Genomic DNA, 26,881 nt, shown 5'->3' with positions numbered 1-26,881 from the left:
AACCGTATTTTCAACTCTCATCATTCATGTTTTTTCAGATTTTTATATTAAATAGGAAGAAACAAAAACATTCAGTATTTTCAACGGTTTTAAGTTGATTGTCCCTGTTTTTTCTGCTTACAATGAAATGGCATTGGTTAAAAAATCACGTACATAATCATGACTTTAGAAGGAGGAACGGATTTGTTTTTGTACTACATTGCTTTGCCTTTTATCGCGGCCCTTTTGCTTTCTCTTTTTTCCCGCCCGCATTCAAAGACGTTCCATCCCGGATGGTTGGTGGCAATTATCCCTTTCGTTCTGTTTATTTTGTTTTTGACACACAGTAGCGGAATTTCAGAAGGACAGCCTTTAGCTTCATTGACGAACTGGATTCCATCGATGGGTATACAGCTTTCCTTTTACCTGGATGGGCTTAGCCTTCTTTTCACGTTGCTCATAACAGGCATTGGCTTTTTGGTTGTTTTGTATTCGATTTTTTATTTGAGCAAAAAAGAAAATTTGATTCACTTTTATATTTACTTGCTGCTTTTCATGGGATCCATGCTGGGGCTTGTGATGTCTGATAATCTATTTGTTCTGTATACGTTCTGGGAATTTACCAGCATATCTTCTTTTTTGCTGATCGGTTTCTGGTCACACCGTGCGCGATCCGTATATGGCGCTCTAAAATCCATGATGATCACAGTGTTTGGCGGGCTTTCCATGCTCGGCGGTTTTCTACTATTGTGGATTGCAACTGACACTACCAGCATCAGGGAAATCATCAGCCAAAAAGAAGAGTTAATGGCAAGTCCTCTATTTACAGCCATCTTGCTGCTCGTTTTAGTCGGTGCCTTTACCAAGTCGGCTCAGTTTCCTTTCCACACCTGGCTTCCGGATGCCATGGAAGCTCCGACCCCTGTTAGTGCTTATCTTCACTCCGCCACCATGGTAAAAGCGGGGATCTACCTGGTTGCCAGATTATCATTATTGTTCACCGGCAGTGATCTGTTTTTCCTTTGCGTATCAGGCTTTGGTCTGGTCACCCTATGTTGGGGTTCATTCATGGCCGTCCGGCAAACGGATCTCAAAGGCATACTGGCTTTCTCCACCATCAGCCAGCTTGGAATGATCATGGCCATGCTCGGATTTGGTTCAGAGGCTGCCATTTTTGCGGCGGTTTTTCATATTTTTAATCACGCCACCATTAAGGGCAGCCTGTTCATGGTTGCCGGGATTGTGGACCATGAAACAGGGACTAGAGATATTCGGAAACTCGGCGGTTTGATGACCTTTATGCCGATAACCGCAACTCTTGCATTCTTTGGAACGTTTTCCATGGCAGGGTTCCCTCTACCTATCTTTAATGGGTTTTTAAGTAAAGAAATGTTTTTTGATGCATCGCTGCAAACAGCGGCTCCATCCGGTCTTGCCGAACAGGCAGCACCTTTCTTTCCCTATCTCGCTGTTTTGGGCAGCATCTTTACGTTTGTCTATTCCATGTATTTATTCTTTGGAACCTTCAGAGGGAAAGTCCAATTGGACCGGCTAGAGAAAAAACCGCATGAAGCCCCGTTCGGCATGCTGATTCCGCCGTTCTTGCTCGTTTGTTTCATTGTCGTAATCGGCGTTCTTCCCAACCTGATCAATGAATGCCTTTTGGCACCCGCAGCTGGTGCAATAGCCGGAAATCCAATCCAAATACATGTGGCGTTTTGGCATGGCATTAAACTTCCGCTCATTATGTCTCTGATCGTAGTCGCTGCAGGCGCCTTGTTATCTCTTTTCAAGCGTTACTGGGAGAATATTTTCCTGTATCTTCCCGGAAAACTTTCTGCTGACAAAGCATATCAGGCACTTCTTAACAGTTTGCTGCGGGGAGCAAAAAAGACTACATCTTCTTACATGACAGGTTCATTAAGTCTATATTTAGCAATCCTTGTATTGTTTTTGGTATGCGTGACCGCAGGGATGATGGCTGCCACAGGTGGATTTGCCTTCAGTACGGCGGGTCTTTCACCTGTAAAATGGCCGGAAGCTATTACGGGCTTTTCCATGTTGATAGCAGCAGTGGCCACCATTTTTATGAAACGCCGCATCGCTGCCGTAATTGTAATCGGCGTGGTCGGTTATGGATTGGCGCTGTTGTTTGTCCTGTTCCGTGCTCCGGACCTTGCGTTAACTCAGCTCATTATTGAAACAGTAACCGTTGTTCTCTTTTTACTCTGTTTTTCCCACCTGCCTGTGATGAAACCAGACTCTAAACCGCTGCGTTCCAAGGTGGCGGATGTCCTGATTTCGTTATCAGCAGGTACACTCGTTACATTAGTCGCTATCTCATCACACAGCTCGAAATGGTTTCAGCCCATCTCTGATTACTTTGTCAAAACCTCCTACTCGCTTGGCGGTGGTAAGAACATCGTAAACGTTATTCTTGTTGACTTCAGGGGGCTGGACACCATGTTTGAGATCACGGTTCTCGGCTTGGCTGCACTAGGGATCTATGGAATGATTAAAATACGATTACGAAAAAAAGGAGGAATGGAGCAATAATGGAAATTTTGATGTGTATTTTGGGAGGCGCCCTTTTTGCAGCAGGGATTTATCTCCTGCTGCAGCGCCAATTGCTCCGCATCATACTGGGGACGGCTTTGGTTTCCCACGGAGCCCATCTATTGATATTAACAATGGGAAAATTAAACCGAGGCGCACCTCCTGTATTAAATGAAGGAATCCAGCACTATACAGATCCACTTCCTCAAGCGCTCATCCTGACCTCCATTGTTATCAGTTTTGGAGTGACCAGCTTTTTACTTGTTTTGGCTTATCGTGCTTACCAGAAAAACAACACAGATATGATGGACCAATTGCGAGGTACTGAAGATGAGTAATCTGGTCATCCTTCCTATTCTGATTCCTTTGTTTTTTGGTACAATGTTTATTTTTTTTCATAATAAATTAGCAACTGTCCGGCTATTGTCTTTTTTTGTCCTCTTGATCAATACAGCTACTGCGGTATTCATCGTTTACGAGGTTTTTTCGAAAGGCGCATTGATCCTTGAGACCGGCGGGTGGAAAGCCCCCTATGGCATTATTCTTATTGCCGACAAGTTGTCTTCTTTGCTGATTTTAACCACCAACATCATCGCGTTGGCGGCTTGCTGGTATGCAGGAGCGACACTCGATGAAGAACGTGAAAAACACTATTTCTACACGCTGTTTCTGATTCTCATTGCGGGGGTCAGCGGTGCCTTTCTGACAGGTGACCTTTTTAACCTGTTCGTCTTTTTTGAAGTGCTGCTGATGGCTTCCTATGGATTAATTGTGCTTGGTGCCACAAAAATCCAGTTGAGAGAATCCATTAAATACGTACTGCTTAACCTTTTTTCATCCATGTTGTTTGTTACAACCGTAGCGTTTTTGTATTCGGTTACAGGAACCGTGAATATGGCCCAGCTGGCCGAGCGTGTAGGCGATGTACAGCAAAAAGGAGTTCTAACGGCCATCGCCATTTTATTGTTTGTCGTATTTGGCACGAAAGGAGCCCTTTTCCCGCTTTACTTTTGGCTCCCAAAATCGTACACTGCACCGCCACCTGTCATCTCCGCTCTGTTTGGGGCTTTGTTGACGAAGGTTGGAATTTACTCCATCTTACGGGTCTTTTCCTTAATCTTCATTTACAAATTGGAAACAACTCACACCTTCTTCGTCATACTGGCAGGTTTCACTCTGGTTTTCGGTGTGATAGGAGCTTTGTCCACCCATAATGTAAAACTGATTATTGCATACAACATTATTCCTGCCATCGGTTTTATGATACTTGGAATCGGTACGTTTTCATCAGAATCACTGGCGGGTACTATTTACTACCTGGTTCATGACATGATTATAAAAGCGGCCCTGTTCTTCCTGGCAGGCATTCTCGTTTATATTGCCGGAACAAGCGATTTGCGGCAGATGGGTGGGTATATACAAAAATATCCGCTGGTCGGCTGGATGTTTTTCCTTTCGGCTCTCGTTCTTGCCGGAATCCCTCCGTTTAGCGGATTTATCGGTAAACTCTTACTGCTAAAAGGAGCTTTTGCAGAAAAACACTATATGATCGCTGCCATCGGTCTTGGCTGCAGCCTGTTGATCCTGCTGTCCATCATTCGAATCTTTATCATGGCGTTTTGGGGTGAACAAAAAGAGGTTAAAAGGATAAAACTGAAGCCAGGAATGGTGATTCCTCCTCTTGCGCTTCTTTGCTTCTCCATTTTTCTAGGCATAGGAGCAGAATGGATCTATCCGCATATACAATCGATTGCCGATGGTCTTGCCAATCCGTCGGAATATATAAATGAAGTTTTAAAAGCGAGGTGAGTGATTAATGGCCGTTCAATTGTTGATCAATATTTTTATTGGGGTTATCTGGATGTTCCTGTCTGAAAACTATTCGTTTGGCAGTTATGTCAGCGGGTTTATCGTCGGGATTGGCTTGATTTATCTGCTGAACCGCTATATCCCCGACGAATTTTATTTCCTGAAGGTCTGGGCCATCATTAAACTCATCTTCTTGTTTATAAAAGAATTGATCCTAGCAAATTTTGATGTTCTAAAATGGATTTATAAACCAAAAATGAATTTCCGGCCGGGGATTATTGCCCTCCCCATCGATTTGAAGACCAACTGGGAGATCAATTTGCTGGCGAATTTGATTACTCTGACACCTGGCACCCTGTCGGTGGATATTTCGAGAGATCAGCGCTTCATTTATATCCATGCTATCGATCTGCCCGACACAAATGAAACAATTCATTCCATCAAAGAAACCTTTGAAAAAGCAATTATCGAGGTGACAAGATGAGCAGCTGGTTCGAAAATGTGGTTACTGTCTGTCTTATTGTCAACTGCCTTTCTGTTCTTTTACTGGTCTATCGGGTGGTTTGGGGGCCTTCTAGTGCAGACAGAGCGGTTGCCATTGATACAATCGGGGTAAATCTTATCGCCATTACCGCTCTCGTTTCCATTCGTCTGAATACCATTGACCTGCATGATGTCATATTGCTAATTGGCATCCTCACCTTTATAGCAACCGTGGCCATTGCGAAATTTTTGGATAGGGGTGTGCTCATTGACAGAGATCGTAATTAGTATTTTTCTTATCCTTGGTACCTTTGTTGTGTTTTCGGGAACGCTGGGCGTACTCCGGTTCCCCGATGTGTATTCCAGGCTTCATGCCGCAACCAAGAGTGCCACATTGGGTGTTTCCGGTATATTGATTGGCTCCTTCCTTTTCTTTCTGTTTGTTCAGGACTTGGTCAGCGGTAAGCTTCTTCTTGGAATTGTATTTGTTCTGCTGACAGCGCCTGTAGGGGGTCACATGATTTCCAGAGCCGCCTATCGAAGTGGTGTTCCATTATCCGAAAAAACGATACAGGATGAGTTGAACAGCGAGAGGGATTACTATTAATGAAACCGGACAGGAAGGTATTGGGAAATTTACCCTTTCCAAATTTACAAAATTAACATATAATGATAAGAATCTAATATATTTCATTAATAGTGAATGATTGATTACACAAGTATCTTTCCTGTCTTACGGACATAAGGTACGGAGAGTGAAGTGATGTTATGTTCATGACGGCAAGAGAACGGGTTGATTCCACAGTAAAAAAAGTAAAAGGCCAAACGGCCAATATTTTAACATTGATCAACCTCTCACTCGGTGCTCTCGCTTTATTGTTTATCTTTAAAGAGGATTTGAAAACTGGCTTTATTTTAATTTTTTTAGCTGGTCTTTTTGACCGTTTTGATGGTATGGTTGCCCGTAAATTAAACATAGAATCAGAGTTTGGCAAACAGCTAGATTCCCTTTGTGATTTAATTTCATTTGGCATCGCACCCGCGTTTTTAATGTATCAAGCTTCTCTTTTTGAATTTGGTGTTCCCGGCATTATTTTTACGATTTTATTTATCGTCTGCGGTGCCATACGACTGGCGCGTTTCAATATCACGGAATTCACCGGATCATTTGTCGGAGTCCCGATTACGGTGGCAGGCTGTCTGATTGCCATGTGCTACCTTTTGATTCCGTTCATTCCCGGATATTTCTTTATGTTTATTATGATCGCCTTTTCCTTTCTGATGATCAGTACGATCTCAATACAAAAAAGATAAAGCCAATAAGGCCAAACAAAAAAACAGCTTTACAGCTGTTTTTTTTGTTTTTTTATAAGGTTAATCTTGAGTCAGTTCCAAAAATTCCTTCACGTCTTTGATTGCCACTTCAATCCCTTTTTTCCAGAACTCAGGCTTTGTTACATCTTCATTCAAATGCTTCATTGCAAGCTCTTCGACCGTCATGCTCGCAGTGTCTCTGAGCAACGCAATGTACTTTTCTTCAAAGCTCGTTCCTTCCTGTTTGGCAATCGCATAAATGCTGGCACTGAATAAATAGCCAAACGTGTAAGGAAAGTTGTAAAACGGAACATCTGTAATATAGAAATGAAGCTTTGATGCCCAGAAATACGGGTGGTAGCTTCCCAATGAATCACAAAATGCTTCTTTTTGTGCTTCGACCATGATCTCTTTCAAGCGTTCAACAGGAACAAGGCCTTGTTTGCGCTCTTCATAGAACCTTGTTTCGAATAAAAAGCGTGCGTGGATGTTCATAAAGAACGCAACCGAGCGCTGAGCTTTGTCTTCGAGGAGGGCGATTTTTTCCTCCTTGCTTTTTGCGTTTTTCACGGCGGCATCAGATACCACCATCTCCGCAAACGTAGAAGCCGTTTCAGCCACATTCATCGCGTAATCTGTCGCCAGAAATGGCATGTCGTCCATCACGTACGAATGAAAGGCATGGCCAAGTTCATGAGCTAATGTGGAAACATTGCTTGGAGTACCGGAGTACGTCATGAAGATCCGCGTTTCATTTTTCACCGGGAATCCTGTGCAGAATCCGCCAGGTCGTTTTCCGGAGCGGTCTTCTGCTTCAATCCACTGCTTTTCAAAAGCATGTTTGGAAAACTCCGACATCTTGGGACTGAAGGATTGGAATTGTTCTACAATAAAGCTGGCACCTTCGTCATAGCTCATTGTACTGTCAACATTGGTAAGAGGAGCATCCACATCAGCCCAGCTCAGCTTCTCCACACCCAACAGTGAAGCTTTTCGGTTCAAATACGTCACGAACAGCTCCTTGTTTTCCTCGATCGCCTGCCACATCGCCTTTAATGTCTCCTCTGACATTCGGTTAATATCGAGAGGCTCTTTCAGGACATTGTCCCATTTACGATGTTTATAAACACTGTTCCGGAATCCAGCAATATGGTTTAAAGCTTCTGCACAAAAATCTGCCTGCTCATCCCATGCTTCTGTATACTTGGCAAAAACACTTTCTCTTTCCTCTCTGTCCGGACTTGTCATGCGGTTTTCGGCCTGCCCGACAGAAAGGGTTTCCTTGTTTCCGTCTTTTTCCACTTCTATGCCAATTTTTCCGACGACTGTGTCATACAGAGTGGACCAGCTGTGATAACCGTCGACTGCCAAATCATTCATCAACGCTTCTTGTTCATAAGAAAGCTTTTGTGAAGCAAGATTTCGTCTTTCAGACAATGGAAAAGCAATGGCAGCAAAATAAGGTTTTTGAATCACACGATTCCACTCTTCATCCGGAATGTCCGCCATCTTGTTATCCAAAAGAACTAATATTGTAGAATAAACAGCATTTAATGATTCCAATTTTCCGCGAAGATTCAGGGCCTGCTTGTCATTGACATCCTGCGCCGTCAAACATCCGACAAAAGATACACATTCATTGATAAGCGCAGCGTTTTGCTGAACGCCTTCAACAACCTCCTGAAGGGCTTCCTCCGAAAATTGAAAGCTCTCGACTTTTTGATTAAGATCAGCCAGTTGTTTTTCAATGCGTCCGATAGCGGCAAGCAGTTCCTCCGAGCGGCTTCCGCCCTTAAATATTGATTCCAGATCCCAGCTTTGACGCAAACCTTGCAATAGCATCTAAAATCCCCCTTATGTATAAAATATTCGATCTATTTCCATTATAGTGAAATTTTTATTAAAAATCGACCCTTTAGTTTATTTTAAATAAAAACTCTCTTCCTTCATTCAGGAAGAGAGCCAAGAAGCTATTCTGCGATGCAAAGATACATGAAATAAACGAGAGTAATGATCATTATGGCAAATAGCAAAACTTCCTGCATACGCCCGAGCCTCCCTTATGTAGATTGTTCTTTACATCTATTCCCCTTAATTACGAGATCAATCCCTTTATTGGTATTATTCGATCGAAAACATTATGTCCTTTCTTTCAAGTCTTTTTGATACAAGAAGCTTCCTACGAAAATACTATGGAAAGGGAAAAAGAAAAAAGCTTGTGTTTTAATTCGAATTTGTTGCATTTTCCTGTATCGTCGCATATATTATAGTCAATTCTCAAAAAGTTGAATGCAGGAAACTTTTTAACCTTAAGGACACCCTGTGACTTATTTTGCAAAAGAAGGTGAGCAACATTGAATAGTAAAGCATTGGAAGCTGCAATGCCCAGAAAAGGTAAACTTCGCAGAGCCATTCCTTTTCTCGGCCCCGCGTTTCTTGTGAGTGTGGGCTATATCGATCCCGGAAACTGGGCCACCAATATCGAAGGCGGTTCTGCTTTTGGCTACACGCTATTGTGGGTTTTACTGCTCAGTAATCTGATGGCCATTCTGTTGCAGACAACAGCTGCAAAACTCGGGGTAGCCACAGGAAAGTCATTATCAGAAAACTGCCGGCAGCATTTTAAAAAGCCGGTCGCTGTTTTTTTGTGGATTACAGCAGAGCTGGCTGCCATGGCAACCGACCTCGCCGAATTTCTCGGAGCAGCACTCGGGATCTATTTATTGCTGGGGATTCCCTTGTTTCCGGCTGCATTGATCGGAGCTGCTGTTACATTTGGTATCCTTTTGCTTCATAAATACGGCTTCCGTTTTATTGAACAATTGATTCTGGGCTTTGTAATTATAGTGGCGGCTGTTTATATTGTTGAATTGTTTTATGCTAAACCGGACCTTGGGCAGGTCGGCTATCATCTGGTCGTCCCCCATCTTAACTCGGCAAGCATCCTTGTAGCCATCGGAATGCTCGGTGCAACCGTTATGCCGCATAATATTTTTCTTCATTCTTCCGTTGTGAAAAACAGGCTGAAAAAGAACCAGCCAAAGCATAATCACCGGGTGTATAAGTATGCCATCGTAGATTCACTGCTTGCGTTAAACGTGGCATGGTTCATTAACTCAGCCATGATCGTCGTAGCGGCAGCAGTCTTTTACAAGAATGGCTTGAAGGTTACATCCATTGAAGATGCCTATTCTACCCTGACACCGCTTCTCGGTGGTTTTGCCAGTCTTGCCTTTGCCATTGCCTTGCTTTCCGCCGGTCTTTCATCCTCTGTAACCGGAACCATGGCAGGACAATATATACTGGAAGGCTTTTTAAACATTAAGATACCGATTTGGGTGCGAAGACTCGTTACCATGATCCCAGCATTAATCATTATTGGAGCAGGAATTAATACGTGGAAAGCGCTCGTGGTCAGCCAGGTCGTTCTAAGTATGCAGCTTCCGTTTACGATTATTCCATTGATCATGTTTACCCGCAGTAAAAAGATCATGGGAAGCTACGCCAACAAGCGGTGGACCAACATCCTGCTGATTTTGGTAGCAGCCATCATTATTATTTTGAATGGCCTCCTCATTTATCAGACATTTGGAGGCGAATTTTAAAAAACAACAAGCCGGGCTTATGCCCCGACTTGTTGTTTTTTTTATCCTATCAATTTACTCACAATGACCACTATAATTCCAGCTAAAGCAAGAATGTAATTCATGATCAGGTTATTTTCTTCTGGTGGTTCTGATTGATTAAAAAGCTGATCAAAGGCTTGTTTCCGAAGCAATGTATCATACCTGTACATCGTGCGGTTCCTTCCCTATTGTAATCGCTTTCATTTATACTATATTAAACAATTATCTTTAAAATTCTTTGATTTCCTTCCTCTAACAAGAATATCCTATGTTTTACATAAAATTGGTTTTAAGAAATTAACCCTGTTTCAATTTACGTTTTATAGAAAATTACCGTGGTATAAACATTAATAACAACTTTCGTACTGCAATGAAAGGAGTTTATTATGGCGGAAAGACTTGCCCCAGACACGAAAATACAGGGTACCGAGTTTAATATATCCGACTTTTGGTCTTGGGGGTTTTCAGATGTTCTAACGAATTCATTAAGAGGTGTTTTTGCAGAATTTCTTGTGGGAAGCACATTAGATGTATTACACCGACCTCGTATTGAATGGGACGCCTATGATTTAATGTACAAAGACAAAAAAATCGAAGTAAACTCTGCTGCCTATATACAATCCTGGCATGAGGGCCAATATTCCAAAATTAGCTTTGGGATTGAAGCAAAACGAGCTTATAACTACGAAACACGAACCTACACAACAGAACCTATCCGAAATGCAGATCTTTATGTATTTTGTTTACTTTATGAAAAGGATGCCAATCTGATTGATGTTCTTAATACCGAGCAGTGGCACTTTTATATAGTCCAAACCACTGTCTTAAACACCCTATTCCCACTGCAAAAAAGGATTTCATTAAGTACTTTAGAAAAAGTCACTCAACCGGTTGCTTTTACAGAAATAAAAGAGACAATAGATCTTGCGATAAACCAATAAGTTGTTAACCATTACACTCACAAAAATAAAAGGGTACTCCCTATTTAAGGAATACCCTTTTGAATTTTAATAATTTGGCTGATCTTTCTGGCTCTGCTGCCGGCTTCGGTAAAACTCGTGGAACAGCTTCATCAGTGCCCGCTTTTCAATCCTTGAGACATAACTCCGCGAAATGCCCAGCATTTTTGCGATTTCCCGCTGGGTCTTTTCTTTTTGCATATCCAGGCCAAATCGTCCGACAATGACTTCTTTCTCCCGGTCATCAAGCACATGAATATAATCATATATTTTCTTTTTTTGCATTTTCAGCTGAATGGTATCCACCACGTCCTCTGTTTCCGCTTTCAGCACATCAATGAGCGTGATTTCGTTCCCTTCCTTATCGGTCCCAATCGGATCATGAAGAGATACATCTTTTTTCGTTTTTTTCAGAGCCCTCAGATGCATAAGGATTTCATTTTCAATACAACGTGCCGCATACGTCGCAAGCTTCGTGCCTTTCCCTCTCGAATAGCTCTCGATCGCCTTGATCAGTCCGATGGTCCCGATGGAAATCAGGTCTTCCGTATCTTCCCCTGTATTCTCAAATTTCTTGACGATATGTGCAACCAAACGCAAGTTGTGTTCGATCAGTTTGCTTCTGGCCTCCTGGTCTCCCTCGGCCATCCGTTTTAAGTATTCTTTCTCCTCGTTTTCGTTGAGGGGCTGCGGAAACGCATTGTTTTTCACATACGAGACAAACAGCATAACTTCTTTGAAAAAGTACCCTAATACAACAAGCAACCCGGACATTCAGACACCTCCCGGCGGTTATTTCTTACTCTTATCTGTATGCCGGGTTGGGCTTGTTAGGTGTCTGTACAAATGGAATGAAACACACTCTAAAATATCTAATTTTTCTCATCGATTTTTCCATTATATTTTAAATCCCTCTTCCACTAGCTGACCAATAAATCCATAAGAAAAAGCTGTCTTAAAGACAGCTCCGATCTTCAGCTAACGCACCCGTTAGTTCAATAAGAAACATTATTTTTTCACAATCGGTATATAAATATCAAAATGCGGATCATTCGGATCACGCTCAACTGGGTAATATTCATGTTTAATTGGCATATAAGGGTCATAGTAATCTACACCAGCTTCTCTAAATGCGGTATAGTCACTATCAAATAGCCATTTATGTAAATCCGTATATGTCTTTTGTATATCTTTTCCTTTGTTATGTGCAGTCTTCACATACGTCCATTCAGGAACCCTTATTTCAATCATCCCATCAGGAATCTCCTGCTCCTCACTCACTTCATACACAGCGTAATGTGCGAACCCATTTTCAGCTACATGATAAGATAGACCTAATTGAACACTGGGATTAACCTTATACTCTAATTCATCTGCTCGGTCTTCACTTTGTTGAATGACGTATTTTAAATTCGGTACGATTTCAGAAAATGTTCCCTCCCATTTTAATCCTACTGCTCGATAGGCTGGTAACGTTAAAATTTCATAGTACACTTTATTTTCTCCCTATATCTTATAGTGTTATAAATTCCTTATACAGTTTTCGCTATCTATGGGTGAAATACCTTCTTCCACTAAACTGCCCCTTTAGTTGAACAAGAAAAGGCTTTACTTTCTTTTTATACACTCGTCACGAAATGGCAAATCTTTTTAGCCTTACGGCATTTTGCTCATATCCATATACAAAGCGTTCCACCGATGACCGTCCGGATCCGTAAAACCGCAGCCGTACATCCAGCCACTCTTTTCGCCAGGCTTGCTGAATACAGCGCCGCCGGCACGTTCGACTTTCAAGGCGAGCTCATCAACTTCATCCCTGGAGTTCGCCCCCAGAGAGAATAACACTTCAGTACCTTGCCACGAATCCGCAACCGCATTACCAGCAAAACCGCGAAACGCGGATTCCGGGAAGAGCATCAAAACAACCTGATTTTCACCGACTATCAAGCTGAATGAGCCGTCTTGACTCGCATACCGCTCATTCAACCGAAAACCGAGCTGCGTATAAAACGCCTTTGACCGTTCTGGTTCTCGCACTGGCAGGTTCAACCATAATTCTCTCGACATACTAACAACCTCCTGATATAGAGATGCAGTGATTACTTACCCCTAAATAAATTCAATTTTTATTATAATCTTTCCTCCTTCATATTTGGAAATAAAATCCTTATTAAACTATCCTGCCGTTAGTTGAAGAAGAAAATCAACAGTATTCTTTAACAGATCTTTGTCATTAAAAGTTGTCGTTACCCATAAAGACCCGAAACCAATAACGAAATCTATAGCGATCATTCAGACGTGATCATTGGGAGAAATCCCTGAACTCATGCATTTATTCCTCACCCCATGGGGGGACGAAAAGGGCTTGGCGATGGAACTCGCCGGCCTTTTTTGCGTTGTAAATGTAATCAAACCTTTACATTCTTCCCCATTCAGAAAAAAGGAAGAAAGCGAAACCTATAAAAGGTCAAGATTAGACCCCTTGACCGAAACCCATAAGCTATAACGATAGTAAAAGGGCTTTGGCGCTTCACACGCTAAATCCCTTTTACTGTACATATAAAGGTGAACCCCATTTCACACAGAATTAAAACGAATGAGTGTAAATGTGAAAAGAGGGTGAATTGAAGGATGAACCGGAGCGTATTGATCCGGAGCTAAGGGTTTTTAATCCGGACAAAGAACAGCCGGAAAAAGCCGCAACCAATACAGAAACAGAGCACGAAAAGTCTACCTCCGAAGAGATAGACTTTTACTAACACTCAGCTTTAAAACCATTGGTTCTGTTGTTGAATCTTTCTTTTCCAACAACTTGAAGATGAGCTTGAAGATGAGCTTGAGCTTGAAGATGAACGTAGGCGTCTACATTTACATTTGATTTTGAATTTAGATCTATTTCTCTTTTTATGAGAAGATGACATTATTTTTCACCTCCTCGCATATCAATTTGAGAATAAGAGCATCTCTTAATCTCTCAATATAGTATGTAGAAATTTAGTAGATTGTGAAAATAAACCGTAAAAATGTTTGGTTACTAATTGCAACACAGCGCCTTTCTCTGCCTTTTCTACCTATTTTTAGGGGTAATCGTGAAGACGATAATCTTTTCGATCGACAAGCTCGAATTTCTAGAGAGCCGTTTGAGAGATTAATACAGGAACTGAAAAAGTACCGAAGCTTGCTTTATCCTCCATATCCTTCAAAAGAGGAGCTGTTTCATCTTTAATCAAAACAGCTCCTCTGGTTTGCTATTCGATACGGTTTTTAGAAACTAGCCCTTTCGGAATATAACCCTATTGATTTTTCTATTTTTAACAAATCTTTCTATCCTATTTAATCCTTCTTCTAACTGTTGAAGAGAATTGGCAAAAGAGATTCGGATGAAACCTTCTCCCAAAGGTGTAAATGCATCACCAGGCACCACCCCCACTTCCTCAGATCGAAGCAACTGCATTGCGAAATCAGACGATTTCATGTTCCACTTTTTAATAGAAGGAAAGAGGTAAAAGGCACCGTCTGGTTTAACGACATCAAACCCCATATTGACCAGCCGCTCATACATGTAATCTCTCCGCTTTTTGTATTCCGTTCTCATTTGCAATGGATCGTTCGTTCCATTGGTTAACGCTTCAATGGCCGCGTATTGACTGATAGAACTAGCACAAACGGAATTATACATATGAACTTTCAACATTTCCTCCGCCACGTACGAGGGTGCACAGACGTAGCCGATTCGCCAACCGGTCATGGAATGAGATTTGGATATACCGTTCACTACAATTGTTCTGGCACGCAAACTAGAATATGAAGCAATGGAATGATGGCTTCCGTCATAAATCAGTTCGCTGTAGATTTCATCTGAAATGACAAAAATTTTCAAGTTATGCTGTTCACCATATATCCCTCTCCTTGAAATACTAGATCTTTAATTCAAAGTGTACTAATAACATAGCAAAGCTCCATGAGCAGGTATTTAAGCTTCTAGTAATTAAATTAATTAGTTTTCCGTTTAACTGAAGTTTTGGTTACTCTTTATCAGTCAGTTTGAATTCTTTAACTCTATGCTGCGGGATGTAGCTAATCATGTAAACCAAGCAAGACGTTTCAAAGTTGCCTGTCACAAATGAAGCAGTTCAAAAAAGTAAGATGTGCCACTATTTGCATTGTTACGCCTAAATCTTTTATCAAACACCTGGTAAATTCGCAATAAAAGTATTATATGAATATACGACACTTTAAATCAATTGATTTCTTTATTAATACTCCAGTTAATGTTAACTTTTTTCTCATATAAAGAACCGCCCATCTAAGATAAGCGATTCCTTATGCCTGGTATTTTACTTATTATTCATCTGCCAGTTCAACCGTATACAAATACAATAATGGATCAGTGTTAATCCAGGAGCTTTCAAACACGAAGACCACCTTATAATTCTCATAATCAGTGTAAGTGACATAGTGCATTCCTTCATTTTCCTGTTCACTTACTGGTTCACCTATCAATGTCTTTAACTCTGATAAATGAATGGTTTGCAACTGGGGGTCAAAATCCTCAATGGCGGTAATCGTTTTTCTACCGGTTGAATTGTCATAGAGGAATCGAACATTATGACTCCAATAATTGGCTGCAGCGGTACTTAAATCTTCAGGTGGACCCCAGGATTTTTTGACTTTCTTCAATGAATCACCAACAGAAAAAGGGAGACTGTTTATCGACTGTTGAGATTCATAAGCTAAGCCCATGATTTCGCGAATCAAGATATCCGGTGTAGACTGCTGAGATGCTGCGGCGGCAGAGGTAAAAGCAGGTCCACTAAGCATGAAGAGTGAAAGTGTTAAAAAAACAATTAAACTTCGAATGAAACGACTTTTTTGTTTCAAAATAATACACTCCTTCTAGAGGTTTTTGAAAATGGTAAAACAATACGAAAAAAGATGATTGTGCAATTGCCAAGCCCCGCCCATCACTCCTGTCGTACAGTTAACCCTTTTCAAATTTTTAGTCGTAATAAGATCAAAAAAGGTCACAAAGAAATGCTACTTTAGATAAAGCAATCAAACTACCGTGTGATGGCAATTTGCGCTACAGATACTTGATTTTCATCTGCAATTTCAGGCAACTCTACAAGGGCTTTGTTCTTTCAAGATTCCCGCTGGTTATCCCCCATAACTAACACCCTATCTTATGACCATGTACCACTCATCACCCTCTAGAAAGAACACCGTAAGCAGCCTTCAGCGAAATGCCTAATTTCAGTAGAGAAGGCAAGGTATTTTAAAAAGCGACTATCTTATTTGCAACCAACTAATTGGATGTACAGCATGCGCGCTGAATGGGAAGTGTTCTGTTTGAAGAGATTTCTGAGTTTAATTTGCGCACTCACTTTTTTTAGAAAATTCTTTGGTTAGTTAACCATTTCCAAAATTTTTTACTCTGTAAGTCAAACTTATGGCTTACTTCATCAAAACTACAAAGAATTTTCTTTATTTATAAATATGAAATATGATAGTGGCTGGACTTTTTCTGTGGGGTTGGCAATAATCAATATCGCTAATCGATTAAAAATTCTCTCAAAAATGAGAGGATTTTTGTTCTGTGATTAAGTGCAGTAATGCCCGCACAAAAATTGTAAGTTCAACAAAATACACCCGTTTATAAAAACGCAAGCATACACACAAACATTTACACACTCTTTAATCACAATTTTAATAACAGAATGTTCAGCTAATAACCGATTTGAAAATTATAGATTTATGGGGTCCTACCAACAAAACGCGGAAAACATACGCTAAGAGAATTTTGAAATGAAAAAAGCCGATTTTCCCTACGCTAAGAGAGTAACATTAGGAAAATACGGTTTACAACGGTAAGGAAATTCAAATAAAAAAAAGCCTAATTTCTCGCTTTTAACACCGAGAAATTAGGCTTTAATTACTTCATTAAAGCTCCGGATTGTTGAAGATTGGTTATTAAAGAAAATTGCCCGATCTATGAAGAGCGTTCTTAATCAAATCTGTCCTTCATTTTAATTAGATTATGTTTCATATTCTTATAACATGGTAAAAGCATTCTTGATAATAATCGCTAATTACGTCAATATGGACTGCTGAAATAGTCCATTCTTATTCAATTCTTGCGCTCGTTGAATGAGTAACTGAGACATGTTTCATTTTGAAAACAGAATTAATTTTGAACTAGCACTAGGTCTAGCCAGGATTTCGCCTCATTGTACAAAACTGGATTGTTTTGCGGCGTGTAGTAGGCAAGAATTGCAACTGCCTGTGATACGACCCATCCGCGGGCCCTTGCTAATGTAGCGTCATCCGTACGAATAGCATCAAGGAACACATCGCGCGCCTCTGGCGAGTGCAACTTCCACGCGACCATCACATCACACGCAGGGTCACCTATGCCCATCGTCTCCCAATCAATCACACCGCTAATACGCTTATCACGTACGAGCCAGTTACGTACATCTAGATCGCCGTGATGCCAAACAGGAGGACCGTTCCATGGTGGCGCAGAAAGAGCCGACTCCCACACATTAGACACCGCGGGATCGCCATTAAATCGTGCTAGCCAATATCGGAAGTCCTTGTCCAGTTGGGCCAAAGGAATGCCGCGTCCTAACGGCCCTCCCGTTGAATCGACTTGTTGCAGTGCTAGGACAAACCTTGCGAGATCGCGTGCTGCCTGAATCTCGTCAATCGCTTCAATCGGCACTATTTCACCCCTCAGCCATGAATGTATCTCCCAAAACCATGGGTATTCGTTATTGGGGCGCCCCTGAGCGATAGGTATAGGGATTTCAAGTGGAACTGATGATGCGAGTTTTGGTAGCCATAAGAACTCGCGCCCTCCTGGTGTTTTCGGTCCTTCCCTTCTCGCCAGCCGAATACAATATTCGTCGCCAAGTCGGAAAACGGCATTTACCGTTCCAACTGGCTCTACCTTTCGAAGGGGCAACTCTGCCCAGTGGGGGAACTGATCGACAAGCAAACGACGCACAAGTCCCTCTTCAATTTCCAATTCGTCAGCATGCATCTTCTCGGTCATCGTATGACCCCTCCTTATACCTCTGACATAAACTTTTATTGGTGAAAATTATAATAATGCTCCATAAACCATAAGTCATAAAGCCACATTTTTTCGTAATATGATGCAGTCACACCTTTTAGCTGCTCTTAATTTATTCAATTGTAACACAACTTTAATAACTTAATCCCTTTGATTTCTTCAACAATCTGGCCCGATTGTTGAACAAAATTAAAAAAACCATTTACATCATTAGTTTATGGGTAAAATCGCCATAAACAGCCGTTTTTGGTTAAAAACAGAGAACTTCTCTAAAACCTCAAAAACTACTTAAAATACATAACCAAAAATATAACCAAAATCTAAATACCAATATATCTATTACAAACCCCTTAGCTTTTTAAAAAGCTGAATGTATTGCCACCACCTATATATACTGCAGAAAATTGTCTTAAATCTTCAGCACTTTTGTTATCTAGCTCGCTTTCGGTCCACATTGTTATACCTTGAACTCCAAGTGGGTTAAAAACACTGTTTATCCAAATAAAGCAAGAATCATAGGGTATGGAGTTCGTATCCATTGCAATAGGGATGTATAACAATGGTTTTTTCTTGTTGATTAAACTTTCAAATACTTTATCAATTGGTAGGGTTTGTTCAGCATCCCCACCTCCAGCAAGAATCAATTTACCCATAAAAATACGCTCCTTATAGGAGTTATCCTTGTTTAATATTTAATATTTCTGCCATGTAGTTTCATAAGAAAAGGAGCTGCTGATCATTCCTAGTAATGAAGTAAAGCACCAGTTTGTTTAGTCGCCCTCGGAGGTGGTAGTATCCGAGCTGAAGTTTCTCTTCTTTGAAAAAAGCGTAAATATCCCCATCAAAATCAACTAACCTTTCCTTTAGCTCAATAAGAAAAGCTGCCTGAGATGGCAGCTAAGATCTTAAAGGAATTCACCAGTTATCTTAATAAAAATTAGAGCCTAATTTTAGGATTCTTATGTATTTAGGATATAAATACAGCTATAGTAATGACATTAGAATCTCATTTTCCACACAACGTGCCACATAAGTCTCAAGCTTCATGCCCTCCCCTCTTGAATAGCTCTCAATCTTACTGTCCTAAACACATTAGTCCCACAGTAAAGTACTTTAGAAAAAGTCACTCAACCGGTGGCCTTTACTGAAAGAAAAAAGGCAATAGATCTTGCGATAAATCAATAAGTTGTTAACCATTACACTTACAAAAATAAAAAGGTACTCCCGATTCAAGGAATACCCTTTTGAATTTTAATAATTTGGGCGATCTTTCTGGCTCTGCTGCCGGCTCCGGTAAAACTCGTGAAATAATTTCATCAATGCCCGCTTTTCAATTCTTGATACATAGCTCCGCGAAATACCAAGCATTTTCGCGATTTCCCGCTGCGTCTTTTCTTTTTCCATATCCAGGCCAAAGCGGCCGACAATGACTTCTTTCTCCCGGTCATCTAGCACATGGATATAATCATAAATTTTCTTTTTTTGCATTTTCAGCTGGATAACATCCACCACATCTTCTGTTTCCGCTTTTAGTACATCAATGAGAGTAATTTCATTTCCTTCCTAATCGGTCCCAATCGGATCATGAAGAGATACATCTTTTTTTGTTTTTTTCAGTGCCCCCAAATGCATAAGGATCTCATTTTCCACACAACGGGCCGCATACGTCGCAAGCTTTGTGCCTTTCCCTCTTGAATAGCTCTCAATCGCCTTGATCAGCCCAATCGTCCCAATGGAAATCAAGTCTTCCGTATCTTCCCCTGTATTATCAAATTTCTTGACGATATGTGCAACCAAACGCAAGTTGTGTTCGATTAGTTTACTCCTGGCCTCCTGGTCTCCCTCGGCCATCCTACTTAAGTATTCTTTCTCCTCATCCTCGGAGAGGGGCTGCGGAAACGCATTGTTTTTAACATACGAGACAAACAGCATAACTTCTTTGAAAAAGTACCCTAATACAACAAGCAACCCGGACATTCAGACACCTCCCGGCGGTTATTTCTTACTCTTATCTGTATGCTGGGTTGGGCTTGTTAAGTGTCTGTACAAATGGAATGAAACACACTCTAAAATATCTAATTTTTCTCATCGATTTTTCCATTATATTTTAAATCCCTCTTCCACTAGCTCACCAATAAATCCATAAGAAAAAGCTGTCTTAAAGACAGCTCCGATCTTCAGCTAACGCACCCGTTAGTTGAACAAGTTTTGACAAGTGCATAAGTCTTATTTTTCAGACTTCTTTTTAAAAACAAAGAAAATCAATAAACAAATGACCAAATATACTAATGCTTGACCAGTGAATTTTCACTAAGAAAATTGTGAATGCCATTGGCACGAAGTATGGAACCAATAACAACGGAAAGAATTGCAGCGATAAATATAGAAATAAAGACTCTTTTGCCCATAAAATTTCACTCACTTTTGGTATTTTATCTTAAATGTTTTAAAACATAGGTCGTAAAAGGTATTCAAATTCCTCCGCCTAGATGACTAATAAACAACCAATCAAAACAGACATTGCACCCAATAAATCCATTATCTCACCCTATACTTTTCACTCTGTAATGCAAAGAAAAGCCAAATTAGAACCATAAAAGTTACTACATATTCTGTATCTCTTTCTATTGGATGCCCAAGAATCAAAGCAATTATATCTGTACATATGTTCGATAAAAATGAAAGAATAATCGTAAGAAAAATTGTATGAAGAAACAATTTAATAAATTTAATCCTTGAACTTTTAAGAAAAGCCATAAAAACCCCTTTTTCTAGTTGTGAGCAATCATATTTTACTATACCCAAATGTTTTTACATATGGAAATTGAATCCTTTTTTTCATATACATTGTTGAACTAACCTGTCCCGTTAGCACAATAGAAAAAAGCCGCCAAAAATGGCAGCTGGTTCTTCAACTCTTGCACCCATTAATTGAATAAGAGAGGGCGTAGCCCTCCCTGTCCAATGTTTTTACTTAGCTTTCTGAACGGTAACTTTTACAGTTTTAGTGTTCTTGGCAGCATCAGTAGATGTAACGGATAACACTCTACCTTTCTTCTGTTTCTTAATGGTGATCTTGAATTTACCATCAGAACCGGCTTTCTTGCTGCCTAGCTTTGTGCTGCCATACTTCACGACAACACTTGCATTCTTTTCTGTCTTACCGCTAACTGATTTATCATTGTCATCCACTTTATTTACAGTTAATGAAGGAGCAGTCTTGTCGATAACTTTCTTCACAGTCACCTTACTTTTATTCTTGGCCGCATCCGTCGCTGTTACAGATAATGAAGTTCCCGCTTTCTGTTTAGCAATCTTAACGGTGAAATTACCATTTTTGTCAGCTGTCGCTTTTCCAATGGATTTCTTATTAACACTTATTTCAACTGTGGATTTAGCCTCTGCCTTACCCTTAACAACCGTATCATTATCATCGACTGTATTCACCGTCGGAGCTTTCGGTGCTGTTTTGTCATAAGGCGTGAAACGGTAGCTTAGCATGTACTCATCACCACTACCGAAATTCGCTAAATCAAGTGCAACGAGGTAATAGTGGCCAGCTTTCTTCACATCATACCCTTCACCAATAATTCCTTCATTTGTTACCTCGAGGTAATCGATAGGCAGGAAGTTCTTTTTGGTATCGATCATGCCATATCCAAGGTCCATGAGGGAATAGGGGTAATCAACCGGAAGTGCTGCTGCAGAAAGGTACCCGGGTGTTTTAATATCAAATCCAAAGATATCGACATCATAATCGTAAAAGGAACCAACCACATACTCTCCAGAGTTTAATAAATCAGCAGATGATAGGTCGTTATTTGGTTCATTTTCATAATATATATCCCCTGCTTTTAACATTTTCATAGCTTGGGATTTTGCTTTAGTGGTAAAAAGCGGATGACTAAAGCGTTCTGTGTGGTGGCCGCTATTTTTTACAGCCACTTTTAGTTCCTGTTTTGTATCACTATATGTAGGAGCAGATGCTGCATGTGCTGACGATACCCCTAAAGTACTTGCCAAAAGTGCTGATGATAAAACTAAGCCTGCAATTTTCTTTTTCAAGTCGATAACCTCCAAAATTTTCTATTGTTTATATATTCCATTTTATAGTACTTTTTTCCTTTAACAAATATGATAAAACTATGAAAAAAATCATAAGAAAAAGCACCACTAGGCCGGAATACCCAAGTGGCGTTGTTTTGTATTAAACATATTCATTGTTTAAGATGGAGGGGTCATCAACAAATACATCCATGTTTTCCCAGTACACATCTCCTCGTTTTTCTTCATATCCACCTATTGTTTTCGAAAGTTTTCCTCAACATTCTGGCCCTAAAATTAAAAAAGCGCTGTTCCTTGTTACAGGAAAGCGCCCGATTGTTTTTACAATGTATTGAGCTCTTGTTTTCCATTATCCAGGGTTTTTTTTCGCCTTTTTAAATTATCGATTTTGTTTACTAACACTTGTTACTTTCCACCCTTTTTGATCCACCCATTCAAGATTCACAACGTACATCCAACTATCTTCGCCGTCAGGGCTCACTTTTCCAACTGATTTTTGAGGTCCCCCGCCATTTTCAATACGCCAGATGTTCATGTTGACCCCTAGACCTGTTGCCATTTGAATCGCTTTTACTTTTTCGTTCCAATCCACTGAATCCTTAACATAACTCGAAGTATGTGGTCCAGTCTGACTCGTTCCAATGGGTTTCGACGACCCAGGTCCTGTCACTTTCTCCTCATCTTGAGAATTATGCTTCTCGCGCTCTTCCTTGGCTTCTTTTGCTTTCTGCTCTTCTCTGTCTTTTTCTACTTTTTGTTTTTTTGTAGCTTGTTCTTCGGAGTCTTTCTGAATTCTTTTAGCTTCTTGCTGCTCTTTAGTTTTTTTATTTTCCCTCAATTTTTTATCTTGGTTTTTTAATTCGATCTCTTTATCTTTACTGATCGTTGTGTCATTATTTTGTTGGTTCCTTTGTTCACTTTCACTTTTGGTTAGGTTGTGTCGGTTACCGGTTGAGGCCTGATTGCTGTCTCCCCACATTATTTTTCCTGCTGCAATAAATATTAGGACCAATACGACACAAATTAGGCCGTTCAGAGTAATATGCATCTTTTTTCTCTTTTGGCGTTGAACTCTTGATCTCATCTTATCTCCCTTCAGTTCTATCACTTCATCACAATGGTTTTACAAAAGTTTCGATCTCTTCTTTACACGATGCTATTCTTTTTTTTACAACGAAATGATGTTGTTTAAATAATATTCGACAGGTTTTTTTTAAACATAAGGGGTAAAATGAAGAGGTAAAATATTCTTTACATTGAGCGATTTAAACAAAGCCTCTTTTTTTTATCTTTGATTGGGACCATCTAGTGTTAGACCATACTGTCTAAAGAGTATTTTCCAATTCTTATCTTCCGCTCTCCCCGAAGAGAAACAACCACAGTAAGCCTTTGCATGTACTCTATGAAAATAACCCTTCCTCAGGCCGTCGAGAGTTTCTCCGCTCCCATTTTTCCACAGAAAAAGTATAGCGTCCCCCATTGTTTCATATTTTTTAACCCCCCGCGCTTATTTTAGTTTAAACTTTTTACTTCGTTAGTTCCCATAGACATTCTCCTCTTATTAATACTTAGAGGTTAAGATATATATCAAATTTACTTATTATACCAATTTATCTCAAGTTCCTTCTTTAACTAACCTGCCCCGTTAATCAAGCGGATATTTTTCAAGTTCTTTCAGGTAAATTTCCAGACGCTCTTTTAGTTGTTCTTTTGTACCGTAACGAATAATTTGTTCACGGCTTAAAGATTCTTTATTTAATAACTGATAATGTGTATATGCCATAGTTACGAGCTTCAAAAACACTTCAACGTTCAAATCTTTACTTTTCTGCTTAGAGCCATTGGTATACCCTTCAATAAATCCTTCAGCATTAGCTCTTAACTGATGGATATGAAGATAATAATTACTTTTTCTATATCTTAGGGTGTTATGTACTGTATAGAAAAAGGTCTGATAATTGAATACGTAATTGGCAGCTAGAGAAGTCCCTGTATATAGAAGTGGATAAGGGTCTATAATCCTAGCACCGTTCTTTGAAAAAATGATATTCTCTGGAGATGTATCCTGATTTGTCAGGATAATTTTTTCGCGGTCTATCGAACGAACAGAAATTAAATCCTTCGCAGTCTTTATCACTTTTTTCTTATTAAATTCGTAAGGGCTTGAGAGTAAAACATCTAATTCATCTTGATATTCTTTAGTTTCTTCAAGGATGAACTCTCTCAAGTCAATTTCTAGTTCACCTTTTATTTCACCTTTTTCTCCAATTTTCAAATATCCTAAGCCTTTATAAGGGGGATCAAGATTTTCAAGTGCAAGAAAGAACTCTCCTAACTCCGTCCCATAACGTTTTGATTGTGTCGTTGTTTGGTCGCCAAGGCCTATGGATTTCCCTACATAAGATTCAATCGTATAGGTCAATTCTTCATTGACAAAGTACTCGAAATGCTCAGGGCAAATTCCTTTTTTTGCTCTGTTGGCTTGCTTGTAAAACGCTTTTGTAGCAGCGTAATCCGCTATAAACTCTTCACGATTGAAGACTACCTTTTTATCGTAGGCAATTTTTTTCGGAATACGGAGTACGAGTTGCTCCTTGTCTATCAAATAGGCAAAATGCCAAGCCCCTTCTCCTAACTTTTTAATCCCAGATTCACTTGGTATCTCTTCTAGTCCTTCATTTTTCAAAGCATTATTAATGATTTCCAGCTCTGTCAAAGTTTCTGTTGTAAGGAATTTCATCTTTTGTAGACTCCTTTTTATTTCTATGAACATCATTTCCTAGTGTAAAAGTAGGTAGAAATTATTATAGATATGCCCCTGTTAATACAATAACCTTATTTTCTATCGGTGCCTTTAATAACATCGTTTAATTGTAATGCAGAATCGTACCTTGGTGGAAATATAATTGCCATCTACCATCGATAAGTTTCCATATGGAACTGCGAAGTTTATTTCGATTTATAGTCTTATCAACTACAAAATAAGTGGATAAAAACACCTCTGATGATAACGTTTTCAACGCACTGTCCATCATTGTTCTGTTATTTGATGACATTTTCTGATACCCCCGTTTGGTTCAACTCCTGCACCCGTTAGCTTAATAAGAACCTACAAAATACCAATTTTTATCTAACGTTTTTATTTGTTTAAAATCTCCATCAAAATCACTTTGATTTGGCTTTTTATCATTGGGTTAGTATACGAACCCAGAGAAATTATCTAACATTCCACGGTATGTGAAGAACAAAACCAGGTCACCGTTTTTTTCAATAACAATTTCTCCACCACCTTTAGATAGTTGTTCATTTTTTTTAGGTAATAGGATAAGTGATGAATCGTATGAAACATTTGGTTTCAGAGTACCTTTTTCCACCATTTCCACTACTTCTTCTCTTTCTGATTTATTCATTTTGAAGTCCAAATCTAACATAACTTGAGTAAAAGGAAAGATCAGCCACAGTAAGATAGTTAATAACTGGATTGTGAACGACTTCCAATCCTTCTTTTTAAATAAATTGATAATGGTCTTCACTGTAATGAAAATAAAAAATCCAAATATCACTAACCAAATGGGAATCATTAAAAATTCGGTTATTATATCATTAAATACCATTGAAAAAATGCAATTAAAATAACCAATATGCTACTTGCTAACGCTAAGAATAAAAGTCGATTTAGCTTCAAGTTTTTCACTCTCTTATAGGATAGATTTGCTTCATTTTAAAAGTATAATTACGAGAATACCAATGGTATTTTGTGACAAATCTTCTTCCACTAAACTGCCCCGTTAGTTGAATAACAAATTCTGTTTTTCACACATTTTTAATTTGTTTTTCAGGTGATTTTCATTCTTCCTATGTAAGGTTGATGTTGTACTCATTATTGCCTTAAAAAAGGAGGAAACACGATTGGATACGATTATTGAAACAAGAGAACCCTCTCTTGGCCGCAAGATGCTGAATAAAGTCCCCGAGGTGACCATTTTCTTTTGGATTATAAAAATTATGGCCACAACCGTTGGGGAAACAGCAGCAGACTTTCTCACATTCAAGCTGCACTGGGGACTCACGAATACAACCTTTGTCATGAGCGCTCTATTAATCATCACCCTTATTTTTCAATTTAAGGCGAGAAAATATATTCCTGGCGTCTATTGGCTTGCTGTCGTGTTGATCAGCGTAGTCGGAACGCTGATTACCGACAATCTCACTGACCATTTTGGAGTGCCGCTCGTTACATCAACGATTGTCTTTTCCATCATCTTGGCGATTACATTCGCCGCCTGGTATAAGAGTGAAAAGACGCTCTCCATTCACTCCATCTTTACAACGAGACGAGAGACATTTTACTGGCTCGCTATTTTATTTACCTTTGCACTCGGTACAGCAGCAGGAGATCTTGTTTCTGAAGATATTGGATTAGGCTATTGGAAATCAGGCATCCTTTTCGCGGTTGTCATAGCTTTAGTAACTCTTGCCTTTTTCAAGTTTAATATGAATGCTGTTCTTTCCTTTTGGATTGCCTATATTTTAACACGTCCACTTGGAGCATCCATCGGAGATTTTCTTTCCCAGTCCCGTCATGCAGGAGGGCTTGGTCTCGGAACGACTGGAACAAGTATGATTTTCTTGGCTATTATATTAGCTCTCGTAATATATTTAACAAAGACCCGGAGAGACGAGATCCCGGTAGAAGAATAACACAAAAAGAAAGCGTTCCTTGATTCGGAGCGCTTTCTTTTTGTGACAGCTTTCTATACTTCTTCATAGTCACCTTTGGAAAGTATTTCATAGTACTTTGACTCTTCAATCTTGCCTGTTCTCCATCACAGTAGTCATAAGCTATACCATTAACAAATTTTCCCGTGCCTTCGCATTCAGGACATGTTACATATTCATCCTTGCCGCCAAATGAAAGAGAACCAGTGGGTAAGAGCGAAAGGACTTTTTTTAGAATTGCTACAGTTTGTTTACACTGTAGCATTCATTTATATTTAAAGTTCTTCTCAGTA

23 protein-coding genes and 2 pseudogenes are annotated in these 26,881 nt (G+C 39.8%); 11 read left to right on the top strand and 14 right to left on the bottom strand.

Annotated features, from left to right (window positions below; all coding sequences use genetic code 11):
- Positions 1 to 183 precede the first annotated feature (183 nt).
- The 7 genes from DMO16_RS01460 (at position 184) to pssA (ending at position 6,141) form a co-directional block, all read left to right on the top strand.
- Positions 184 to 2,535, top strand: a complete 2,352-nt coding sequence (locus DMO16_RS01460) for a Na+/H+ antiporter subunit A (RefSeq protein ID WP_241840415.1) — start codon at positions 184 to 186, stop codon at positions 2,533 to 2,535.
- On the top strand, positions 2,535 to 2,873 hold the full coding sequence (locus tag DMO16_RS01455) for a Na(+)/H(+) antiporter subunit C (protein WP_061971246.1): 339 nt from the start codon (positions 2,535 to 2,537) through the stop codon (positions 2,871 to 2,873). The genes DMO16_RS01460 and DMO16_RS01455 overlap by 1 nt, the downstream gene beginning before the upstream one ends.
- The gene (locus DMO16_RS01450; protein ID WP_061971249.1) at positions 2,866 to 4,344 is read left to right on the top strand and encodes a Na+/H+ antiporter subunit D; all 1,479 of its coding nucleotides are present in this window, start codon (positions 2,866 to 2,868) and stop codon (positions 4,342 to 4,344) included. The genes DMO16_RS01455 and DMO16_RS01450 overlap by 8 nt, the downstream gene beginning before the upstream one ends.
- 7 nt (positions 4,345 to 4,351) lie before the next feature.
- Entirely contained in the window at positions 4,352 to 4,828 is a 477-nt protein-coding gene (locus tag DMO16_RS01445) for a Na+/H+ antiporter subunit E (RefSeq protein WP_061971251.1), read from the top strand.
- The gene (locus DMO16_RS01440) at positions 4,825 to 5,115 is read left to right on the top strand and encodes a Na(+)/H(+) antiporter subunit F1 (RefSeq protein ID WP_061971253.1); all 291 of its coding nucleotides are present in this window, start codon (positions 4,825 to 4,827) and stop codon (positions 5,113 to 5,115) included. Before DMO16_RS01445 ends, DMO16_RS01440 begins: the two co-directional genes overlap by 4 nt.
- Positions 5,096 to 5,434 (top strand): monovalent cation/H(+) antiporter subunit G, encoded by a 339-nt coding sequence (mnhG, locus tag DMO16_RS01435; RefSeq protein ID WP_061971256.1) that lies wholly within the window; start codon positions 5,096 to 5,098, stop codon positions 5,432 to 5,434. The genes DMO16_RS01440 and mnhG overlap by 20 nt, the downstream gene beginning before the upstream one ends.
- Before the next feature lie 167 nt (positions 5,435 to 5,601).
- On the top strand, positions 5,602 to 6,141 hold the full coding sequence (pssA, locus tag DMO16_RS01430; protein WP_061971705.1) for a CDP-diacylglycerol--serine O-phosphatidyltransferase: 540 nt from the start codon (positions 5,602 to 5,604) through the stop codon (positions 6,139 to 6,141).
- A gap of 60 nt (positions 6,142 to 6,201) precedes the next feature.
- On the opposite strand, the gene DMO16_RS01425 is transcribed toward pssA, so the two are convergent.
- The gene (locus tag DMO16_RS01425) at positions 6,202 to 7,983 is read right to left on the bottom strand and encodes a M3 family oligoendopeptidase (RefSeq protein WP_129474941.1); all 1,782 of its coding nucleotides are present in this window, start codon (positions 7,981 to 7,983) and stop codon (positions 6,202 to 6,204) included.
- 539 nt (positions 7,984 to 8,522) lie between these two features.
- On the opposite strand from DMO16_RS01425, the gene DMO16_RS01420 reads away from it, so the two are divergent.
- Positions 8,523 to 9,746: an Nramp family divalent metal transporter gene (locus tag DMO16_RS01420; protein WP_061971707.1), complete on the top strand. Its 1,224-nt coding sequence runs from the start codon at positions 8,523 to 8,525 to the stop codon at positions 9,744 to 9,746.
- Positions 9,747 to 9,787: 41 nt separating this feature from the next.
- Here DMO16_RS01420 and DMO16_RS24080 read toward each other — a convergent pair whose 3' ends face one another.
- Positions 9,788 to 9,937 (bottom strand): hypothetical protein, encoded by a 150-nt coding sequence (locus DMO16_RS24080; RefSeq protein ID WP_156412566.1) that lies wholly within the window; start codon positions 9,935 to 9,937, stop codon positions 9,788 to 9,790.
- Between the two features lie 216 nt (positions 9,938 to 10,153).
- Here DMO16_RS24080 and DMO16_RS01415 point away from each other — a divergent pair, with 216 nt between their 5' ends.
- Positions 10,154 to 10,708: a hypothetical protein gene (locus DMO16_RS01415; protein WP_129474939.1), complete on the top strand. Its 555-nt coding sequence runs from the start codon at positions 10,154 to 10,156 to the stop codon at positions 10,706 to 10,708.
- Between the two features lie 66 nt (positions 10,709 to 10,774).
- On the opposite strand, the gene sigK (DMO16_RS01410) is transcribed toward DMO16_RS01415, so the two are convergent.
- The 3 genes from sigK (DMO16_RS01410) to DMO16_RS01400 form a co-directional block, all read right to left on the bottom strand.
- Positions 10,775 to 11,500, bottom strand: a complete 726-nt coding sequence (gene sigK, locus DMO16_RS01410) for an RNA polymerase sporulation sigma factor SigK (protein WP_129474937.1) — start codon at positions 11,498 to 11,500, stop codon at positions 10,775 to 10,777.
- A 234-nt stretch (positions 11,501 to 11,734) separates the two neighbouring features.
- Positions 11,735 to 12,220 carry a GyrI-like domain-containing protein gene (locus tag DMO16_RS01405; RefSeq protein ID WP_129474935.1) on the bottom strand — a complete coding sequence of 162 codons (486 nt, stop codon included), beginning with the start codon at positions 12,218 to 12,220 and terminating at the stop codon, positions 11,735 to 11,737.
- Positions 12,221 to 12,382: 162 nt separating this feature from the next.
- A complete protein-coding gene (locus DMO16_RS01400; RefSeq protein WP_129474933.1) occupies positions 12,383 to 12,793 on the bottom strand; it encodes a VOC family protein in 411 nt (136 codons plus the stop codon).
- Between the two features lie 557 nt (positions 12,794 to 13,350).
- Between DMO16_RS01400 and DMO16_RS25095 the strand changes: the two genes are divergently transcribed.
- On the top strand, positions 13,351 to 13,485 hold the full coding sequence (locus DMO16_RS25095; protein ID WP_277873752.1) for a hypothetical protein: 135 nt from the start codon (positions 13,351 to 13,353) through the stop codon (positions 13,483 to 13,485).
- 512 nt (positions 13,486 to 13,997) lie between these two features.
- Here DMO16_RS25095 and DMO16_RS01395 read toward each other — a convergent pair.
- From DMO16_RS01395 to DMO16_RS24740, 9 genes and pseudogenes are all read right to left on the bottom strand, one after another.
- Positions 13,998 to 14,600, bottom strand: a pseudogene (locus DMO16_RS01395) (aminotransferase class I/II-fold pyridoxal phosphate-dependent enzyme); the annotation flags it as partial.
- Positions 14,601 to 15,070: 470 nt separating this feature from the next.
- Positions 15,071 to 15,607, bottom strand: a complete 537-nt coding sequence (locus tag DMO16_RS01390; protein WP_129474929.1) for a DUF4309 domain-containing protein — start codon at positions 15,605 to 15,607, stop codon at positions 15,071 to 15,073.
- A 1,303-nt stretch (positions 15,608 to 16,910) separates the two neighbouring features.
- Complete coding sequence (locus DMO16_RS01385; RefSeq protein WP_129474927.1) at positions 16,911 to 17,783, bottom strand: aminoglycoside phosphotransferase family protein; 873 nt, start codon at positions 17,781 to 17,783, stop codon at positions 16,911 to 16,913.
- A 371-nt stretch (positions 17,784 to 18,154) separates the two neighbouring features.
- Complete coding sequence (locus DMO16_RS01380; RefSeq protein WP_061971271.1) at positions 18,155 to 18,457, bottom strand: Type 1 glutamine amidotransferase-like domain-containing protein; 303 nt, start codon at positions 18,455 to 18,457, stop codon at positions 18,155 to 18,157.
- A gap of 598 nt (positions 18,458 to 19,055) precedes the next feature.
- Positions 19,056 to 19,781: pseudogene (sigK, locus tag DMO16_RS01370) on the bottom strand (RNA polymerase sporulation sigma factor SigK).
- Between the two features lie 993 nt (positions 19,782 to 20,774).
- Positions 20,775 to 21,869, bottom strand: coding sequence for an Ig-like domain-containing protein (locus DMO16_RS01365; RefSeq protein ID WP_129474925.1), 1,095 nt, complete (start codon positions 21,867 to 21,869; stop codon positions 20,775 to 20,777).
- A 379-nt stretch (positions 21,870 to 22,248) separates the two neighbouring features.
- Positions 22,249 to 22,953, bottom strand: coding sequence for a YrrS family protein (locus tag DMO16_RS01360; protein WP_129474923.1), 705 nt, complete (start codon positions 22,951 to 22,953; stop codon positions 22,249 to 22,251).
- 561 nt (positions 22,954 to 23,514) lie between these two features.
- Positions 23,515 to 24,609, bottom strand: coding sequence for a hypothetical protein (locus DMO16_RS01355; RefSeq protein ID WP_129474921.1), 1,095 nt, complete (start codon positions 24,607 to 24,609; stop codon positions 23,515 to 23,517).
- A 454-nt stretch (positions 24,610 to 25,063) separates the two neighbouring features.
- Positions 25,064 to 25,279: a hypothetical protein gene (locus DMO16_RS24740; RefSeq protein ID WP_241840414.1), complete on the bottom strand. Its 216-nt coding sequence runs from the start codon at positions 25,277 to 25,279 to the stop codon at positions 25,064 to 25,066.
- A gap of 544 nt (positions 25,280 to 25,823) precedes the next feature.
- Between DMO16_RS24740 and DMO16_RS01340 the strand changes: the two genes are divergently transcribed.
- A complete protein-coding gene (locus DMO16_RS01340; protein ID WP_082635785.1) occupies positions 25,824 to 26,570 on the top strand; it encodes a COG4705 family protein in 747 nt (248 codons plus the stop codon).
- The last annotated feature ends 311 nt before the right edge of the window (positions 26,571 to 26,881 follow it).

The sequence above is a fragment of the Fictibacillus sp. S7 genome (assembly GCF_004127935.1).
Lineage (GTDB): Bacteria > Bacillota > Bacilli > Bacillales > Fictibacillaceae > Fictibacillus_C > Fictibacillus_C enclensis.
Note: the sequence above shows the minus strand (reverse complement) of the source record. Positions and strands in the feature narration are given on the sequence as shown.

Bases quoted from the DNA above. Each gene is read 5' to 3' on its own strand.
- DMO16_RS01455 (WP_061971246.1), top strand. From the start codon at position 2,535: ATGGAAATTTTGATGTGTATTTTGGGAGGCGCCCTTTTTGCAGCAGGG.
- DMO16_RS01400 (WP_129474933.1), bottom strand. From the start codon at position 12,793: ATGTCGAGAGAATTATGGTTGAACCTGCCAGTGCGAGAACCAGAACGG.
- pssA (WP_061971705.1), top strand. From the start codon at position 5,602: ATGACGGCAAGAGAACGGGTTGATTCCACAGTAAAAAAAGTAAAAGGC.
- DMO16_RS01355 (WP_129474921.1), bottom strand. From the start codon at position 24,609: ATGAAATTCCTTACAACAGAAACTTTGACAGAGCTGGAAATCATTAAT.
- DMO16_RS24740 (WP_241840414.1), bottom strand. From the start codon at position 25,279: ATGAATAAATCAGAAAGAGAAGAAGTAGTGGAAATGGTGGAAAAAGGT.
- DMO16_RS01425 (WP_129474941.1), bottom strand. From the start codon at position 7,983: ATGCTATTGCAAGGTTTGCGTCAAAGCTGGGATCTGGAATCAATATTT.
- DMO16_RS01360 (WP_129474923.1), bottom strand. From the start codon at position 22,953: ATGAGATCAAGAGTTCAACGCCAAAAGAGAAAAAAGATGCATATTACT.
- DMO16_RS01380 (WP_061971271.1), bottom strand. From the start codon at position 18,457: ATGGGTAAATTGATTCTTGCTGGAGGTGGGGATGCTGAACAAACCCTA.
- DMO16_RS01445 (WP_061971251.1), top strand. From the start codon at position 4,352: ATGGCCGTTCAATTGTTGATCAATATTTTTATTGGGGTTATCTGGATG.
- sigK (WP_129474937.1), bottom strand. From the start codon at position 11,500: ATGTCCGGGTTGCTTGTTGTATTAGGGTACTTTTTCAAAGAAGTTATG.
- DMO16_RS01420 (WP_061971707.1), top strand. From the start codon at position 8,523: ATGCCCAGAAAAGGTAAACTTCGCAGAGCCATTCCTTTTCTCGGCCCC.
- DMO16_RS24080 (WP_156412566.1), bottom strand. From the start codon at position 9,937: ATGTACAGGTATGATACATTGCTTCGGAAACAAGCCTTTGATCAGCTT.
- DMO16_RS01415 (WP_129474939.1), top strand. From the start codon at position 10,154: ATGGCGGAAAGACTTGCCCCAGACACGAAAATACAGGGTACCGAGTTT.
- DMO16_RS01440 (WP_061971253.1), top strand. From the start codon at position 4,825: ATGAGCAGCTGGTTCGAAAATGTGGTTACTGTCTGTCTTATTGTCAAC.
- DMO16_RS01340 (WP_082635785.1), top strand. From the start codon at position 25,824: ATGCTGAATAAAGTCCCCGAGGTGACCATTTTCTTTTGGATTATAAAA.
- DMO16_RS01450 (WP_061971249.1), top strand. From the start codon at position 2,866: ATGAGTAATCTGGTCATCCTTCCTATTCTGATTCCTTTGTTTTTTGGT.
- DMO16_RS01385 (WP_129474927.1), bottom strand. From the start codon at position 17,783: ATGACCGAGAAGATGCATGCTGACGAATTGGAAATTGAAGAGGGACTT.